The sequence below is a fragment of the Algibacter sp. R77976 genome (assembly GCF_044594645.1).
GTDB lineage: Bacteria > Bacteroidota > Bacteroidia > Flavobacteriales > Flavobacteriaceae > Algibacter_B.
Map to the genome: position 1 here is coordinate 3,465,695 of NZ_CP138989.1, position 16,087 is coordinate 3,481,781.

At 33.2% G+C, this 16,087-nt stretch carries 11 protein-coding genes; 9 read left to right on the plus strand and 2 right to left on the minus strand.

Going from position 1 to position 16,087, the window contains the following annotated elements; genetic code table 11:
* The first annotated feature begins 120 nt into the window (after positions 1–120).
* A complete protein-coding gene (locus tag SJY43_RS14815) occupies positions 121–1,284 on the plus strand; it encodes a hypothetical protein (RefSeq protein ID WP_396601520.1) in 1,164 nt (387 codons plus the stop codon).
* Positions 1,285–1,337: 53 nt separating this feature from the next.
* Here SJY43_RS14815 and SJY43_RS14820 read toward each other — a convergent pair whose 3' ends face one another.
* Positions 1,338–1,907, minus strand: coding sequence for an acetate uptake transporter (locus tag SJY43_RS14820; RefSeq protein ID WP_396601521.1), 570 nt, complete (start codon positions 1,905–1,907; stop codon positions 1,338–1,340).
* A 497-nt stretch (positions 1,908–2,404) separates the two neighbouring features.
* Here SJY43_RS14820 and SJY43_RS14825 point away from each other — a divergent pair, with 497 nt between their 5' ends.
* The 5 genes from SJY43_RS14825 to SJY43_RS14845 all read left to right on the plus strand — a co-directional run bounded on the left by SJY43_RS14825 (position 2,405) and on the right by SJY43_RS14845 (position 12,020).
* Positions 2,405–5,590, plus strand: coding sequence for a type ISP restriction/modification enzyme (locus SJY43_RS14825; protein ID WP_396601522.1), 3,186 nt, complete (start codon positions 2,405–2,407; stop codon positions 5,588–5,590).
* Positions 5,591–6,088: 498 nt separating this feature from the next.
* Positions 6,089–6,574, plus strand: a complete 486-nt coding sequence (locus tag SJY43_RS14830; protein ID WP_396601523.1) for a hypothetical protein — start codon at positions 6,089–6,091, stop codon at positions 6,572–6,574.
* A gap of 131 nt (positions 6,575–6,705) precedes the next feature.
* The gene (locus SJY43_RS14835) at positions 6,706–9,231 is read left to right on the plus strand and encodes a PIG-L family deacetylase (protein WP_396601524.1); all 2,526 of its coding nucleotides are present in this window, start codon (positions 6,706–6,708) and stop codon (positions 9,229–9,231) included.
* A gap of 112 nt (positions 9,232–9,343) precedes the next feature.
* Positions 9,344–11,056: a sodium:solute symporter gene (locus tag SJY43_RS14840; protein WP_396601525.1), complete on the plus strand. Its 1,713-nt coding sequence runs from the start codon at positions 9,344–9,346 to the stop codon at positions 11,054–11,056.
* A complete protein-coding gene (locus SJY43_RS14845; RefSeq protein ID WP_396601526.1) occupies positions 11,049–12,020 on the plus strand; it encodes a Gfo/Idh/MocA family protein in 972 nt (323 codons plus the stop codon). The genes SJY43_RS14840 and SJY43_RS14845 overlap by 8 nt, the downstream gene beginning before the upstream one ends.
* A 204-nt stretch (positions 12,021–12,224) precedes the next feature.
* Here the strand turns inward: SJY43_RS14845 and SJY43_RS14850 are convergent, their stop codons facing one another.
* Positions 12,225–13,073, minus strand: coding sequence for a DUF2911 domain-containing protein (locus SJY43_RS14850; protein WP_396601527.1), 849 nt, complete (start codon positions 13,071–13,073; stop codon positions 12,225–12,227).
* Positions 13,074–13,449: 376 nt separating this feature from the next.
* Between SJY43_RS14850 and SJY43_RS14855 the strand changes: the two genes are divergently transcribed.
* The 3 genes from SJY43_RS14855 to SJY43_RS14865 are packed head-to-tail and all read left to right on the plus strand — an operon-like array spanning position 13,450 to position 16,055.
* The gene (locus SJY43_RS14855; protein WP_396601528.1) at positions 13,450–14,106 is read left to right on the plus strand and encodes a TetR family transcriptional regulator C-terminal domain-containing protein; all 657 of its coding nucleotides are present in this window, start codon (positions 13,450–13,452) and stop codon (positions 14,104–14,106) included.
* Between the two features lie 6 nt (positions 14,107–14,112).
* Entirely contained in the window at positions 14,113–15,423 is a 1,311-nt protein-coding gene (locus SJY43_RS14860; RefSeq protein WP_396601529.1) for an ABC1 kinase family protein, read from the plus strand.
* Positions 15,423–16,055, plus strand: a complete 633-nt coding sequence (locus tag SJY43_RS14865; protein WP_396601530.1) for a flavin reductase family protein — start codon at positions 15,423–15,425, stop codon at positions 16,053–16,055. Before SJY43_RS14860 ends, SJY43_RS14865 begins: the two co-directional genes overlap by 1 nt.
* The last annotated feature ends 32 nt before the right edge of the window (positions 16,056–16,087 follow it).

Genomic DNA, 16,087 nt, shown 5'->3' on the forward strand with positions numbered 1-16,087 from the left:
CAAATAGCAACTCGGTTTTAAAAATTTAATTAACTTTTTAAAAATATTATTATATCATAAACCGCAAAACAAAAAAGAAAACCACTAACTTTCAGCTATTAACTTGCAAGGACTAAAATTATGATTAAATCGGTTTCAATATTAATAATGTGTTTATTAGCACATACATTAACAGCACAAAATATTGTTTATGTTTATGGCGATGTATCAGAAAAAGGCATCATTCCATCAGGAGAAAACAGTCCGTTTCATCAAATGCGATTAATAGATAAGGGCAGGTACGGCATGAGTCAATTTAAAGAAGCTATTCAAGAAACCGGATTAAATATTTCAGAAGTCTACGATGCCGCAACTACTTTTAATGCTAGTTTTTTAAAAGATGTAGATGTACTTATTCTAGGTTCTAATCAAAAAAAGTTCTCTAAAACAGAAATTGAATCCGTTCATACCTGGGTAAAACAAGGCGGCGGACTTATTGCTTGGTCAGATAGTGCTTTTGGTGGCCACTATAAACATGTAGGAGTAGACAATACATTAGGTAGAGAATCAGATAACCAAATTACCGAAGCTTTCGGTATGCACTTTTTAACAGATAATGGAGCTGGTAATTACTTAATTACATCTTACACAAAAAATCATTTTATTAACAATAATAACAAAAATGGCGGCATTCGTTTTAGAGGCGAAGGCGTTAGTTTTGTAAGAGTTAGTCCGCCAGCAATGGTTTTAGCAAAAGCACAAGAAGGTGGTTTAGGCGGCAAACTAAAGGTAAACAAAATAGATGGCGTTTTTAATCCAGATACCGATGTTTCGCTTGCTATAGCGCATATTAATAACGGGCGCGTATTAGGGTTATTCGATAGAAATATGATGTGGAATGCTGGCGATGGTAGTCAAATAACACATTCCGATAACAAAGAGTTTGCTCAAAGAATTGTTTTATGGGCGGCTGGTGTAGAAAAAAACTCAAAAATCCCCAAAAACAAAGCATCAAAAAACACAGGATTAAACTTACCACCTAAAGTCACCATTAAAACAGATTACAATTCAAAAAATACGGTAAAATTTAGCGCTGATATTATCGATAACGATACAGATAACATATACCCTGAAATTACATGGACAGTAAAAAAAGGTCCCAAAGTCACTTTTGAAAATAACAACCCAAATACCAAAACCCCTATTATTACGCTAACCGAAAAAGGAACGTATGTGTTTGTGGCTCACATTACCGATGGAGAGTTTAAGATTAGAGAAAAAATAACCATCACTAAAACAGAATAGTTAAGAAAATAAATATCATTTAAGGGTAGCTACTTCCTTATTTTAGTTATGCATTAAGACGCTTTCATCCAAGGCTTTCCTACCTTTAAAAGCGTTCTTCCGGCAACATCATTTATAATAATTGCGGCCATCATATACCATGCACCTAAAGCGCAAGCAATTAAAACGTATCCTGCAAAGGTTGTTAATTCCGGAAATCCAAAATGTGCAAAATCTAACAAGATAAAACCTAAAACCAAGGTGCTAAACGTAAAAGCCATGGCTGTATGAATAAACAAAGAACCCATCCAAAATATAACGGTTAAAAATGTCCATGCTATTAAATACATACCTACATCAGTTTTTGATGAAGCATAAAGTTCAAAATAGTTTAACATCCAAATAACGCCTAATCCTATCCAAAAAGCCCCATAACTACAAAATGCAGCAAACCCAAAGTTGTTTCCTGTTTTTTGTTCCATAAAACCAGCAATCAATTGCGCTAAGCCACCAAAAACAAACCCCATTGCTACTACAGGTCCTAAGCCGCACAAACCCAAATTGTGAAATTGTAATAATAAAGTGGTTAGTCCAAACCCTGCTAAACCCACTACTGCAGGATTTCCTAATTTTATAGTATTCATTTTATTTATTTTAAAAGTCGAGCAAAATACCTGCTTTATCTCGGCTTAAATAATGACTTTTATCATCTAATTCACTAAACATTATTTGTTAGTAACCCAAACGCATCATTTTATAAACAGCTATTAAGAAGAGTGAGGCTAATTATCGTATATCGTTATAATCTGTTAAATCTATCTTCATTTTTAATTAATAGTTACTCCCTTCTTTAAAAAAGCGTTTCCTATTAAATCTCTAACGCGAATAATAACTAGGTTTTAAGTATAAAATTTAAATTCAAATTTCGATTTGAATCTTGACTTTGTCAGAAAAATTTGCTAACTTCGTTTAACAATCGATAAAGTTCATTGAAACGGAACTTTATCTTTGGATTGTGTTTCATACCGAAAAAAGCCAGCCGCACAAATAGCACATTTGTTTTTTTCCGCGCAAAAGCCAAAACAATAAAAAACAAAAGAGCTATTTTTAGCCAACGCTGACCAAACGATTGAAAAAGAAAATGACAATAAAAGAATACGTAGAAATAGTAAGTAAAAGACTTCAATCTGGAATATCAAGAGAACATTCATATAGAGGAGATTTAGAAACACTAATTAGAGAATTAGTAAAAGGAATTGAAATAACAAACGAACCTGCAAACGTTACTGATTGTGGAAACCCAGATTATGTAATCACAAAAGGAAAAATTCCTGTTGGTTACATTGAGGCAAAAGATATTGGAAAAGACCTAAACAGTAAATCTTACAAAGAACAATTTGGACGTTACAAAAAAGCATTGGACAATCTAATAATTACAGATTACATCTGGTTTCAATTCTTTCAAAACGGAGAGTTAGTTCACGAAATCAAAATTGGAGAAATTGAAAACAATTCAGTAAAACCAATTCCTGAAAACTTCTCGAAATTTGAGAACTTAATAAAAGACTTTTCTACTCACATAGGACAAACCATTAAATCGTCAAAAAAATTGGCGGAAATGATGGCTGGAAAAGCACGTCTATTACAAGACATTTTAAAACGTGCAATTACATCTGATGAAGAAACACAAGAAAATACGTCCTTAAAAGGACAATACGATACTTTCAAACAGATATTAATACACGATTTAAAACCCAAAGATTTTGCAGACATTTACGCTCAAACCTTGGCTTATGGAATGTTTGCAGCTCGTTTACACGACCCAACTTTAGATGATTTTAGCCGACAAGAAGCAGCAGAACTCATACCAAAATCAAATCCTTTTTTACGTAAACTTTTTGGCTATATCGCTGGACCAGATATTGACGAAAGAATTGTAACGGTAGTTGACAACCTTGCAGAAGTTTTTAGAGCTACAAATGTTGAGCAGCTTTTAAAGAATTTTGGTAAAGCAACTCAAATGCACGACCCAATAATTCATTTTTACGAAACTTTTTTGGCAGAATACGACCCAAAATTACGTAAAGCAAGAGGTGTTTGGTACACACCAGAACCAGTTGTAAATTTTATAGTACGTGCAGTTGATGATATTTTAAAAACCGAATTTGACTTACCTCAAGGTTTAGCAGATACAAGTAAGACCAAAATAAAATTAGATACACAAACACCTGACAAACGTTCTACAACAGGTTATAAACAAATAGAAAAAGAAGTACACAAAGTACAAATACTTGACCCAGCAACAGGAACAGGAACGTTTTTAGCAGAAGTTGTTAAATTCATTTACAATAAAAACTTCAAAGCAATGAAAGGTGCTTGGAGTGGCTACGTAGAAGAACATTTAATACCAAGACTAAACGGTTTTGAATTATTAATGGCATCCTACTCGATGGCACATCTAAAATTAGATATGTTATTAACTGAAACTGGTTATAAATCAACTAAAAATGAACGTTTAAATATTTACTTAACTAACTCTTTAGAAGAACATCACAAAGATACTGGAACTTTATTTTCTAATTGGTTAAGTAGTGAAGCTAATGAAGCTAATCATATTAAGCGTGACACACCTGTAATGTGTGTTATTGGAAATCCACCATATGCATCAAGTAGCACAAATAAAGGGGCTTGGATTGAAAACTTAATCTCAGATTATAAAAAAAATCTAAAAGAAAAATCATACAATTCTCTTTCAGATGATTATGTAAAATTTATAAGGTATGGACAGCATTATATTCAGAAAAATAATGAAGGAGTTTTAGCATATATCTCAAATAACAGTTTCATTGATGGTTTAATCCATCGACAAATGAGGAGAAATTTATTAGAAACGTTTGATAGTGTTTATATTCTAGACCTACACGGTGATTCTAAGAAAAAGGAAGTGTGTAAAGATGGTTCACCTGACCAAAATGTATTTGATATTATGCAAGGGGTTTCGATTAATATTTTTATTAAAACTGGAGTTAAACGAAAAAATGAACTAGGTAAAGTTTATCATTTTGACTTGCAAGGGAAGAGAAATGTTAAATATGATTTTCTAAATAAAAATTCTCTCAAAAACATTAAATGGTCTTTGTTGGAAACTAAGGAGCCTAATTACTTCTTCATAGACAAGGATTTTTCTGGTCAAAATAAATATAATAAAGGATTTAAAATTGATGAGATTTTTTTAAAGTATAATAATGGTATAGAAACTGGGAAAGACCTATTTTTCTATGGTAAATCAAAGGAGGAGCTAAAAGAAAAATTAAAGAATGAATTCTCTAACAAACCTGAGACTATTAACAAGTATAAAATCACTAATACATCAAGTTTTCAGTTTCAAGATAAATTTAATTCATCTACTTTCGATTACAAGAAAATTAGACCTGTAAGTTATCGACCATTTGATATTATTTTATCTTATTATGATGAAAAGCTACAAAGAAGACCTGCATTTACTACAATGAAACATATGTTTTCTGAAAATATTGGTCTTTTAGTACCAAGACAGTTTTCAGGTGATTTCAAACACATTTTTATATCTAAATACCCTACTGATTGCAACTTAACTGGTACGGCAAAAAAGTTTGGTAGCTCACCTTTGATTCCTCTTTATTTATATGAGGAAAACAATGGACAACAAAGTATTGCAAATGGACTAGAAAGAACACCAAACTTAAAAAAAGAAATCGTAAATAAAATTTCGAAAAGGTTAGGCTTATCATTTACTAACGAAAAAGAAGACACTAAAAGCACTTTTTCACCAATCGATACTTTAGATTACATCTATGCTGTTTTACACTCACCAACTTACAGAGAAAAATATAAGGAGTTTTTAAAAATAGATTTTCCAAGAGTTCCCTATCCTAAGGACAAAGAAACATTTTGGAAATTAGTAAAATTAGGTAAAGAAGTACGTGAAATTCATTTGTTAGAAAGTAACAAAGTTGAAGATTACATTACAAGTTATGAAATGGCTGAAGATGCTGAAAACGACCATAACGTAATAACTACAAAAATTGTAAAGAAAGATTGGGAAATAACCGACACCGAAAAACAACTTGGTAGAATTTGGATTAACGAAAGCAAATATTTTGACAACGTTCCTGTAACAGCTTGGGAATTTTTTATTGGCGGTTATCAACCAGCACAAAAATGGCTGAAAGACAGAAAGGAAAGAGAATTAAAATTTGAGGATATTTTACATTATCAGAAAATTATAGTTGCTCTAAATGAAACGGATAGAATAATGAAAGAAATAGACAAAATAGAAATTGAATAAAGCCAACGCTAAAGCCATACACATTTGCAATTCGCTTCAGCCACCACACAAACCAAAAATTGCAAAAGAGTATGTCTTTGCCAACGCTACAAACAGAACGGAAAATAAAGTACGAAAACACAACAACGTATATCAAAAATAGCGGTTTTAGTGCTTAAACGAAAGATAAATAATAAAATTAAGGTCAGTTATAACCCGAAAAGTTCGTGCTAAAAATCCACTACTTTTCATATACAAGACCGTTAAACGAACCCTACAAATTTATTTTAAAACAAAATAATTACTTATTCCCGCTACTACTAATCCCTGCTTAGTGGCCTAAAAGCATATTTAAAGCAGCATCAAAAACAATTGGGTATCACATCGAAACATTCATATTTTTAAAACACATATGTCATTTTGACATTTTAACCCACTAAAAATTTCAAACAAACCATTCGGCATATTTTTTGAAAAATAACAAGTGTAAAACATTGTATAATTCAAAAATAAACACCGATGAAAACACTAAAGTTATTTCCTTTGTTTTGTCTCTTATTTTTTAATTGTTCAGGACAAGACAAACAACAAAAAAGTGACTCAGAAACACTAAAACCAGATGAAAACATTACAGTAAACAAAGAATACGACGAATATGGAAACTTAAAACGTTACGATTCTATTTACTCCTATAGTTATTCATCAAACGGAAAATTAAATGATAATATAAAAATGCAATTTCAAAAGCATTTTAATAACCATTCATTTTTCAACGATTCATTTTATGATGATTTTTTTGGTAAAGATTCTATCACAGGCGATTTTAATTCCGAAGATTTCTTTCAAAAAGGATTTATGAATCAAAACCAACACATACAACACATGATGCGGCGAATGGATTCTATTCAGCAATTGTTTTTTAATCAACACCAAAGACCACTTATTCCAGCAGAACCTGAAAAAATAGAGCCAAAAACAGAGCAGATGAATCTTAAACAGATTTAAAAATTTTGTCATTTCGACAACATAAGGCATACCCATTATTTTAACATCGCATTACAAACCGTTAAATAAAAACTAAAACCAGCCAAAGCGCTGGTTTCTTTTTTATATTTGGTTTTAGCTAATAAAAAACCATGCAAAAACAACTACTTACCATATTGATATGTGTTTTCGGCTTATCGATAACACAAGCACAAAAACCAAAAACACCATCATCATCAGAGATTTACGAATCTATTCAAAAACTTAACTTTTTAGGTTCTGTATTGTACGTAGCGGCGCATCCAGATGATGAAAACACGCGATTAATCGCATACTTATCTAACCAGGTTAAAGCAAGAACAGCATATTTATCATTAACGCGTGGCGATGGTGGACAAAATTTAATTGGCCCAGAAATAAGAGAACTTTTAGGCGTTATAAGAACTCAAGAACTTTTAGCTGCAAGACGTGTTGATGGTGGCGAACAATTATTTACAAGAGCAAACGATTTTGGGTACTCCAAACACCCAGACGAAACTTTACAGATTTGGGACAAAGACCAAGTATTAAGTGATGTGGTTTTAGCAATCCGTCAATTTAAACCCGATGTTATTATTAACCGATTTGATGAAAAAAGAGCCGGGAAAACACATGGTCATCATACAGGTTCGGCAATTTTAAGTCTTGAGGCTTTCGATTTAGCAAACGATAAAACAGCGTATCCTACTCAACTAAAACAAACTAGCCTGTGGCAACCAAAACGTTTGTTTTACAATACAAGCTCGTGGCGTTATGGCGGTCAAGAAGCCTTTGACAAAGTGGATAAAAGCAACATGGTTCGCTTCGATATAGGCACCTACTACCCTACAAAAGGCTTAAGTAACAACGAACTAGCAGACATGGCGCGAAGCCAACATTTGTGTCAAGGTTTTGGACGTTTATCGCAAAGAGGCTCGCAAGATGAATATATTGAGTTTTTAAAAGGTGATCCTTTAAACGGGTCTAATAATATTTTTGAAGGCATTGATACGTCATGGAATCGTGTTAAAGGCGGAAAAGCAATTGGTGACATTCTAAATGCTGTTGAGGAAAACTTCAACTTTAAAAACCCAGCTTCGCATGTTTCACAATTAATTGAAGCCTATCAATTATTACAACGTATAGAAGACGAACATTGGAAAACGCAAAAATCTGAAGCCCTAAAAACCATTATACAAATGTGTGCAGGCCTGTATTTAGAAGCTTCAGCAGAAACCAATTGGGCAACACAAAAAGACATTACTAAACTGAATATAGAAGTGCTAAACAGAAGTGATTTACCTATAACTTTGGAAAGTTTAAAAAATGCGAGTGGCTTACATATTGCAAAAGGTATTGCACTTAAGAACAATACAAAGTATGATTTTAAAGAGGTTATAAAAGTGCCAAATAATGCGCAACCAACAACACCATATTGGCTAAACGAAAAAGGATCTTTAGGCATGTATAAAGTGGATAATATGTCGCTTATAGGGAAACCAGAAACACCAAGAACCTATAATATAGATTTTAATGTATTAATAAATAACACCCCAATCACGTTTACTAAACCGGTTATTCAGCGGTTCTCAAAACCAGACAAAGGCGAGTTATATCGTCCGTTTGAAATTATCCCCGAAGCATCAGCTAAAATCACAGAAAAAGTTATCATTTTAGATAACGACCAACAACGTGATATTACTGTGATTGTAAAAGCTGGTAGAGACAATCTTGAAGGCGATGTTGAAGTGTGTCATCCCAACGGTTGGAGCATTTTTCCTAAAAAACAAAAAGTATCTATTGCCCATAAAGGCGAAGAACAAACGCTAACGTTTACAGTAATTCCTCCTAAAGAACAAAGTGAAGGCTTTATTGGTCCTATTGTTCATATTGGAGATAAAAGTTATAGCAAAGAACTTATTGAAATAGATTATGAGCATATTCCGTTTCAAACGGTGTTGTTACGAAGCGAGAGCAAAATTGTACGTTTAGATATTAAGAAACGAGGTGAAAATATTGCTTATATTCAAGGTGCTGGCGATGTGGTTCCTGAGAGTTTAGAACAAATTGGATACAACGTTCGTATTATTTCTCCAGATGAAATTACAGCTGAAACTTTAAGCCGATTTGATGCTGTAGTAGTTGGAATTAGAGCATACAACACCATTGAAGATTTAAACTTCAAGCAACAACAATTATTCGATTTTGTCGCCAATGGCGGAAATATGATTGTGCAATACAACACGAGCCATCGTGTAAAAGTTGATAACATTGCGCCTTACGATTTACAACTATCTCGAGATAGAGTGACCGATGAAACTGCAGAAGTCCGTTTTTTAAAACCAGACCATGACGTTTTAAACTTCCCAAATAAAATAACTAAAAACGATTTTGAAGGCTGGACACAAGAACGCGGTTTATACTTCCCTGATCGTTGGAGTAAAGAGTTCACGCCTATTCTATCTATGAATGACAAAGGAGAAACAGCTAAAGATGGTAGTTTATTGATTGCCAAACATGGTAAAGGCCATTACATCTATACAGGTTTAAGCTTTTTTAGAGAGTTTCCTGCTGGTGTTTCTGGTGCGTATAGATTATTTGCTAACATGCTATCTATTGGAAAAGGCGATATAGAGCAGAACCAAAAATTAAACGATTAATTATGGAAGAGCAACAACCAAAACCAAAGTGGCTAAAATTATATAGTATTGTTTTAATAGCTAATGCCGTTTATATTATCGCATTTTACATCATTACAAAATCCTTTTAATTATGCAAACATTAAGCTGGATTGACTGGACCGTATTATGTGCAACCTTAATAGCTATAGTTACCTATGGCACATTACAAACACGTGGCAGTAAAAACGTAAAAGATTATTTAAGAGGCGGAAATACCTCAAAATGGTGGACTATTGGTTTATCGGTTATGGCAACACAAGCCAGCGCTATTACCTTTTTATCTACACCAGGGCAAGCCTTTAACGATGGGATGGGTTTTGTACAATTTTACTTTGGGTTACCTATTGCCATGGTGGTGATTTGTATGGTTTTTATTCCGTTGTATCATCGCTTAAAAGTGTACACGGCTTACGAGTTTCTGGAGAAGCGATTCGATTTAAAAACGAGAACTTTAGCGGCTATTCTATTTTTAATTCAGCGTGGCTTAGCAGCAGGAATAACCATTTTTGCACCTGCCATTATTTTATCGGTGGTATTGGGTTGGGACTTACTAACGCTTAATATCATTATTGGTTTTTTAGTGATTATTTATACGGTTTCTGGAGGAACACGCGCCGTAAACGTGACCCAAAAACACCAAATGGTGGTTATTTTTATTGGCATGCTAGTGGCATTTTTTTTAATAGTAGACAAACTGCCTCAAGATATTACGTTTAGCAAAGCTTTAGATATTGCTGGAGCAAGTGGTAAAATGGAAGTCCTTGATTTCTCTTTCGATTTAAATAACCGATACACCTTTTGGAGTGGTATTATTGGCGGTACGTTTTTAATGCTTTCCTATTTTGGAACAGACCAAAGTCAAGTACAACGTTACCTATCGGGTAAATCGGTTAAAGAAATGCAACTGGGTTTAATATTTAACGGTATTTTAAAAGTGCCTATGCAGTTTTTTATTCTATTGGTTGGTGTTATGGTATTTGTATTTTATCAATTTAATGAAGCTCCTGTAAACTTTAACCCTACGGCTACCGAGGTGGTTTTAAATTCTGAATATGCCGAGCAATACAAAGCACTTCAAGAAGAACAACATCAAATTTTTAATGACAAACAAAAAATTATTGCTGCCTATACCAATTCTGAAAACCCTGAAGCCGCTAATTATATAGCGGCGGCTAATTTAGCCAATGAAGAATTGAGGCAAGAAGCCAGAGATTTAATTGATAAAGCCTCAGATAGTCAAGAAATAAAAGTAGAAAGTAATGATAAAGACTATGTGTTTATTCACTTTATTTTAAACAATTTACCACGTGGTTTAATTGGTCTTTTATTGGCCGTCATTTTAAGTGCAGCCATGTCTAGTACCGCAAGTGAATTGAATGCGTTAGGCTCTACAACCACCATAGATTTATACATTAGAAATACGGGAGAAAAAACCGAAGAACAAAAAGTAAAAGCTTCTAGATGGTTTACCTTCCTTTGGGGTATTATAGCTATTGGTGTAGCCTGTGTTGCTAATCTTGCTGAAAACTTAATTCAGTTAGTAAACATTATTGGCTCTATATTTTATGGGAATGTTCTGGGTATTTTCCTGTTGGCCTTTTTCTTTAAGTTTGTAAAGGGAAATGCTGTTTTTATAGCGGCTTTAATCACACAAGTTTTAATTATTGCTTTATTTTTACTAAACGAATTTGAATACATAAACCTACCGTTTTTATGGTTAAACTTTGTGGGTTGCACCATTGTAATTATGATTGCATGTTTAATTCAATTTATAACTCCTAATAACAAAACAAGACATGTCTAAAACTATTAATTGGGGCATTATAGGCTTAGGATCTATTGCACATAAATTTGCTACAGATTTATTAACTGTTGAAGGCGCAAAACTATATGCTGTAGCCTCTAGAAATCAAGACAAAGCAGATGCTTTTGCATCAAAATATAACGCTACAAAAGGGTATGATAGCTATGAAGCTTTAGCTAAAGACCCAAATATTGATGCGGTTTACATTGCTACACCTCACGCATTACACAAAGAAAACACCTTGCTATGTTTAGAACATAATATTGCTGTACTATGCGAAAAACCTTTTGCTATGAATGCAGCGGAAGTAGATGAAATGATTGCAAAAGCGAAAGAGGAAAACGTGCTGCTAATGGAAGCTCTTTGGACCTATTTTTTACCACACTACCAATATGTTTTAAAGGCTTTAGAAAACAAAGAATTTGGCGATATTGTTAAACTAGAAGCCGATTTTGGTTTTCACCGCGCGTTTGACGATTCGGCAAGATTATTTAATAAATCTTTAGGCGGTGGGAGTTTATTAGATATTGGCATCTACCCTATTTTTGCAGCATTATCAACTTTAGGAATTCCTAAAAACATTGAAGCCAAAGCCACATATTTTGAAAATGGAGCAGATTCGTCGTGTACCATGAATTTTGATTATGGTAACACCAACGCCATACTTAAAAGTACTCTTCTTGAAGACACGCCTACAGAAGCTGTTTTTTATTGTGAAAAAGGTATTATAAAAATAAATACTATGTTTCATGCGCCCGCTACAGTTACTTTAATACCTAATGAAGGTGAAAAAGAAACGATAGATTTTAATTACAAAACTATTGGTTACAATTACGAAGCCATCCATTTCACCAAATTACTACAAGACCATAAAACAGAAAGTGATGTGATGACTTTTGCTTTTAGTGAACAACTTATTGAAACTTTAGATAAAGTTAGAAGTAAAATAAACCTGAAATATTAAATTTTAAAACGACCTAACTAAATATACCCGCGCTAGGGATTGAGGCATTTGTTGAAGCTCTTTTTGTGTTGTTGCACTTATGCAACACAAAAAAGCGACTGCCGAAAGCCCGACCCTTGCGGTAGCGCCCAAATAATTATTATAAAAAATAAAAAAAAACGCAACCTAAAAAGATTGCGTTTTAATATTGATATCTTGTAAGGCTTACATAGCACCCCATTCTTTTAAAGACGCGGTATTCATTTTAACATAACCATCGTTTCCAGCTTTTTTAGCCAACTCTAACGAGGCTTTTGCAGCTGTAATAGCACTTTTTTTATCGCCTGCTTTAGCATGTATTAGCGCTTGTTTTCTTAAGTACCAAAAGCGCGGTTTATCTTTTGTCATTTCGATAGCTTTGTCAATCCAAACTTTTGCTTTATTTATATCCTTATCGTTTTCTAAATAATAGGTCGCCGAAGCATAGTAATCTTCTAAGCTAGGACCATTCATGGCCTTGTCTATACTTGATGTAACGTGAGTATCTGTTGGAACCGTAAAGTCAAGTCCTACCCATGTTTTTTCCCAAATAAACTCGAGTCTAGCGCCTGTGCTGCTTAAATTATTAATATCTATAGTGAAAGATTCTACACTAAACGGAATTTCATGAGCCTTAACATTTGTTTTAGCGGCAACATACTTCCCTTCTAAATCTGTTGGAGTTCCCGAATTTTTTCCGTCGTTGTAGAAAATTACATCCCAAGAATCTGCATTAGGTATCGTAAAAATTGAATACGACCCAGATTTTAAAGTTTGTCCGTCTACAACGGCATCTGTACTAAAGGTAATTTTTGTTCTAGCATTGGCCCCTGTTCTCCATATTTTCCCAAAAGGCACTAAATCTCCAAAAACAGTACGATTTTTAACGCCTGGCCTAGAATATTCTATAGTAACATCTGTAACACCTACTTTTTGTTCAACCTTAGAGAATGGACTAGGTTGTGGCGTTGAAATTTGTGCATTAACACCGTAAAAGGTGGCACACGACATAAATAATAATAGTAATTTTTTCATTTTCGTGGTTATTTTTAATTTGGATTAATTTCCTCTAAAATTAACCATTAATACATGACTAACTGTTAACAAAAACTTAAATATAAGTTGCACATAGCGCCCTTAATTTAATTTGTGCGTTATCTAATTGGGAGGGCTTGGAGTTTATCCTGAGGGAAGTTGAAGGGTTACAAGTCCTCGCTCTTCCTTTGTCGGGCTGTGGGCTTTGCTAACAATCACAGCCTGAGGGCAGTCAGATCTAAAGCAGGTTAAGTACTTATTAGCTTATTAATATTTTAAGAATCATAAATAAACTTTATTCAATAATAAATTATTTTGTTTAACTTATTTTAATATTAGTTAAACATTTTGTATCTTTGAGTAAATTATAGAACTCATGGCAAAGAAAAAATCAGTTTCAAAAAATGACATCATAACATTCTACATGTATTATGTTTTAGAACATGACAAAAACCCAAAAACCGTTTTTGCTTTTGCTAAAATCAATAATTTTGAAGAAGCAAAATTCTACGAACATTTTGCTTCTTTTGAAGCTGTAGAAAAAGGCATTTTTGAGGCGTTTTTCACAAACTCGTTAGCAGCTTTAAACAAGAGTGGAGACTATCAAATTTTTGATGCTAGAAATAAACTATTAAGCTTCTACTACACGTTTTTTGAAAACTTAACGGCAAATAGAAGTTATGTTAAGCATGTTTTAGACAAGTATAAAACCGACCTTAAAGGTTTAAAAATACTTTCTGGTTTAAAAATACATTTTACCAAATATATTAGTGAGCTAGAAATACAAATGTTAGATATCAAGCAAGAACAGCTTGAAAAAATACAAAATCGCGCTCTTAAAGAATCTGCATGGTTACAACTATTGTTAACAATGAAATTTTGGTTGGACGATACCTCGTCATCTTTTGAAAAGACAGATATTTTTATTGAAAAATCTGTAAACACCACATTTGACGTTTTAGATATTGCGCCATTAAAAAGTGTTTTAGACTTAGGTAAATTTTTATTCAAAGAAAAATTTCAAATGAATTAAGAGCTTATGCAAACTATAGACAAAATACCAACATCAAAAATACAACGTGCAACAAAATTAGTTTCTACGGGTGCTAAGGTTGGTGTAAATTATTTAAAATATTACGGCGATAAAATTGTTAGTACTGAGGATGAAGCCAAAGCCCGTTTAAACAAAAACAACGCTTCAGATATATATGACGGGCTAAAACAGCTTAAAGGTAGTGCGCTTAAAGTAGCACAAATGCTAAGCATGGAGAAAAGCATTTTGCCACAAGCTTATGTCGAGAAATTCTCTCTAGCGCAGTTTTCTGTACCACCATTATCGCCACCACTAGTAATAAAAACTTTTAAAAAATATTTTGGGAAACACCCAAATGAACTATTTGATACTTTCAACGCAACTTCTGTGAATGCTGCAAGCATCGGTCAGGTGCACATTGCGACTAAGAATGGGAAAAAACTTGCTGTGAAAATCCAATATCCAGGAGTTGCGGAAAGTATTGCTTCAGATTTAGCTATGGTAAAACCTATTGCTATGAGCATGTTTAACATTAAAGGGAAAGACTCCGATAAGTATTTTAAAGAAGTTGAAAATAAATTAACTGAGGAAACGAATTACGTATTGGAAATGAAGCAAAGCAAGGAAATTGCTTCAGCTTGCTCTCACATTTCCAATCTTTTGTTTCCAAATTATTACGAGGAATTATCATCTGAACGCATTATAACCATGGATTTCATGAAAGGTGAACACCTTTCTGAATTTACTGCTCACAACTCAGATCAAGAAAAATCAAATAAATTAGGGCAAGCTCTATGGGATTTCTACATGTTTCAAATTCATAATTTAAAGAAAGTACATGCAGATCCACACCCAGGAAACTTTTTGGTTAATGGTGACGGCTATTTAATAGCCTTAGATTTCGGGTGTATGAAAACCATTCCGATGGAATTTTATACACCTTATTTCGAATTAGCAAAAGCAGAAAACATAAACAATAAAGACTACTTTGTTTCAAAACTTTACGAACTAGAAATTCTTAGGAAAGATGATAGTAAAGAAGAAATAGCCTTTTTTACAGACATGTTTCATGAAATGTTAAGCCTATTTACACAACCTTTTCATCAAGAACGTTTTGATTTCTCGGATGCTGGATTCTTTGGGAAAATAGCAGAATTAGGGGAACGTTATTCCAAAAGTACAGATTTAAAAAAAATGAATGGGAATCGCGGTTCTAAACATTTTATCTACATCAACAGAACATTTTTTGGACTATATAACTTAATGTTTGACTTAAAAGCACAGGATATAAAAATTAATAATTACTTAAAATTATAATGACTTATTTTAGTGAATCTGACATACAAAACCTTAATCATTTATACAAAATCAACTTAATTAATAGTTGCTCTGGGTATAAATCTGCCAACTTAATTGGAACAAAATCTAGTGACGGCATTGAAAATGTAGCGGTTTTTAGTTCGGTAACACACATAGGTTCAAGCCCTGCAATGTTAGGTTTCTTTTTAAGGCCAACAACGGTAATTAGAAATACTTACGAAAACTTAAAGGCTACAGGCTTTTATACAATCAATCATATACATCAAAACATTACAGAAGAAGCGCATCATACTTCAGCAAAATACGACGCTTCTGTTTCGGAATTTGAGGTTACAAACCTTAAATCAGAATACAAAGGCAATTTTAGTGCGCCTTTTGTAAGTAATGCACCCGTTCAATTAGCTATGCAATTTGTTGAAGAATATGAAATAAAAGCTAATAACACTATTTTAGTAATAGGAAAAATAATTGGTTTATATGTTAACGATACGTTGGTTGAAGACGATGGTTTTATTAACTTAAGCAAAGCTAAAGTAGCTGCTATTAATGGTTTAGATGGATATGCTATTCCAGAAACTAAAGCACGATATGGCTATCAACGTCCAAAGGAACTAAAAGCTAGTTCATAACTAATCTTCGAATTCGTAATAATTCGTTTTAT

What these genes read in the sequence shown, in the direction of transcription:
- SJY43_RS14815 (WP_396601520.1), top strand. Translation starts at nt 121, where the DNA reads ATGATTAAATCGGTTTCAATATTAATAATGTGTTTATTAGCACATACA.
- SJY43_RS14820 (WP_396601521.1), bottom strand. Translation starts at nt 1,907, where the DNA reads ATGAATACTATAAAATTAGGAAATCCTGCAGTAGTGGGTTTAGCAGGG.
- SJY43_RS14825 (WP_396601522.1), top strand. Translation starts at nt 2,405, where the DNA reads ATGACAATAAAAGAATACGTAGAAATAGTAAGTAAAAGACTTCAATCT.
- SJY43_RS14830 (WP_396601523.1), top strand. Translation starts at nt 6,089, where the DNA reads ATGAAAACACTAAAGTTATTTCCTTTGTTTTGTCTCTTATTTTTTAAT.
- SJY43_RS14835 (WP_396601524.1), top strand. Translation starts at nt 6,706, where the DNA reads ATGCAAAAACAACTACTTACCATATTGATATGTGTTTTCGGCTTATCG.
- SJY43_RS14840 (WP_396601525.1), top strand. Translation starts at nt 9,344, where the DNA reads ATGCAAACATTAAGCTGGATTGACTGGACCGTATTATGTGCAACCTTA.
- SJY43_RS14845 (WP_396601526.1), top strand. Translation starts at nt 11,049, where the DNA reads ATGTCTAAAACTATTAATTGGGGCATTATAGGCTTAGGATCTATTGCA.
- SJY43_RS14850 (WP_396601527.1), bottom strand. Translation starts at nt 13,073, where the DNA reads ATGAAAAAATTACTATTATTATTTATGTCGTGTGCCACCTTTTACGGT.
- SJY43_RS14855 (WP_396601528.1), top strand. Translation starts at nt 13,450, where the DNA reads ATGGCAAAGAAAAAATCAGTTTCAAAAAATGACATCATAACATTCTAC.
- SJY43_RS14860 (WP_396601529.1), top strand. Translation starts at nt 14,113, where the DNA reads ATGCAAACTATAGACAAAATACCAACATCAAAAATACAACGTGCAACA.
- SJY43_RS14865 (WP_396601530.1), top strand. Translation starts at nt 15,423, where the DNA reads ATGACTTATTTTAGTGAATCTGACATACAAAACCTTAATCATTTATAC.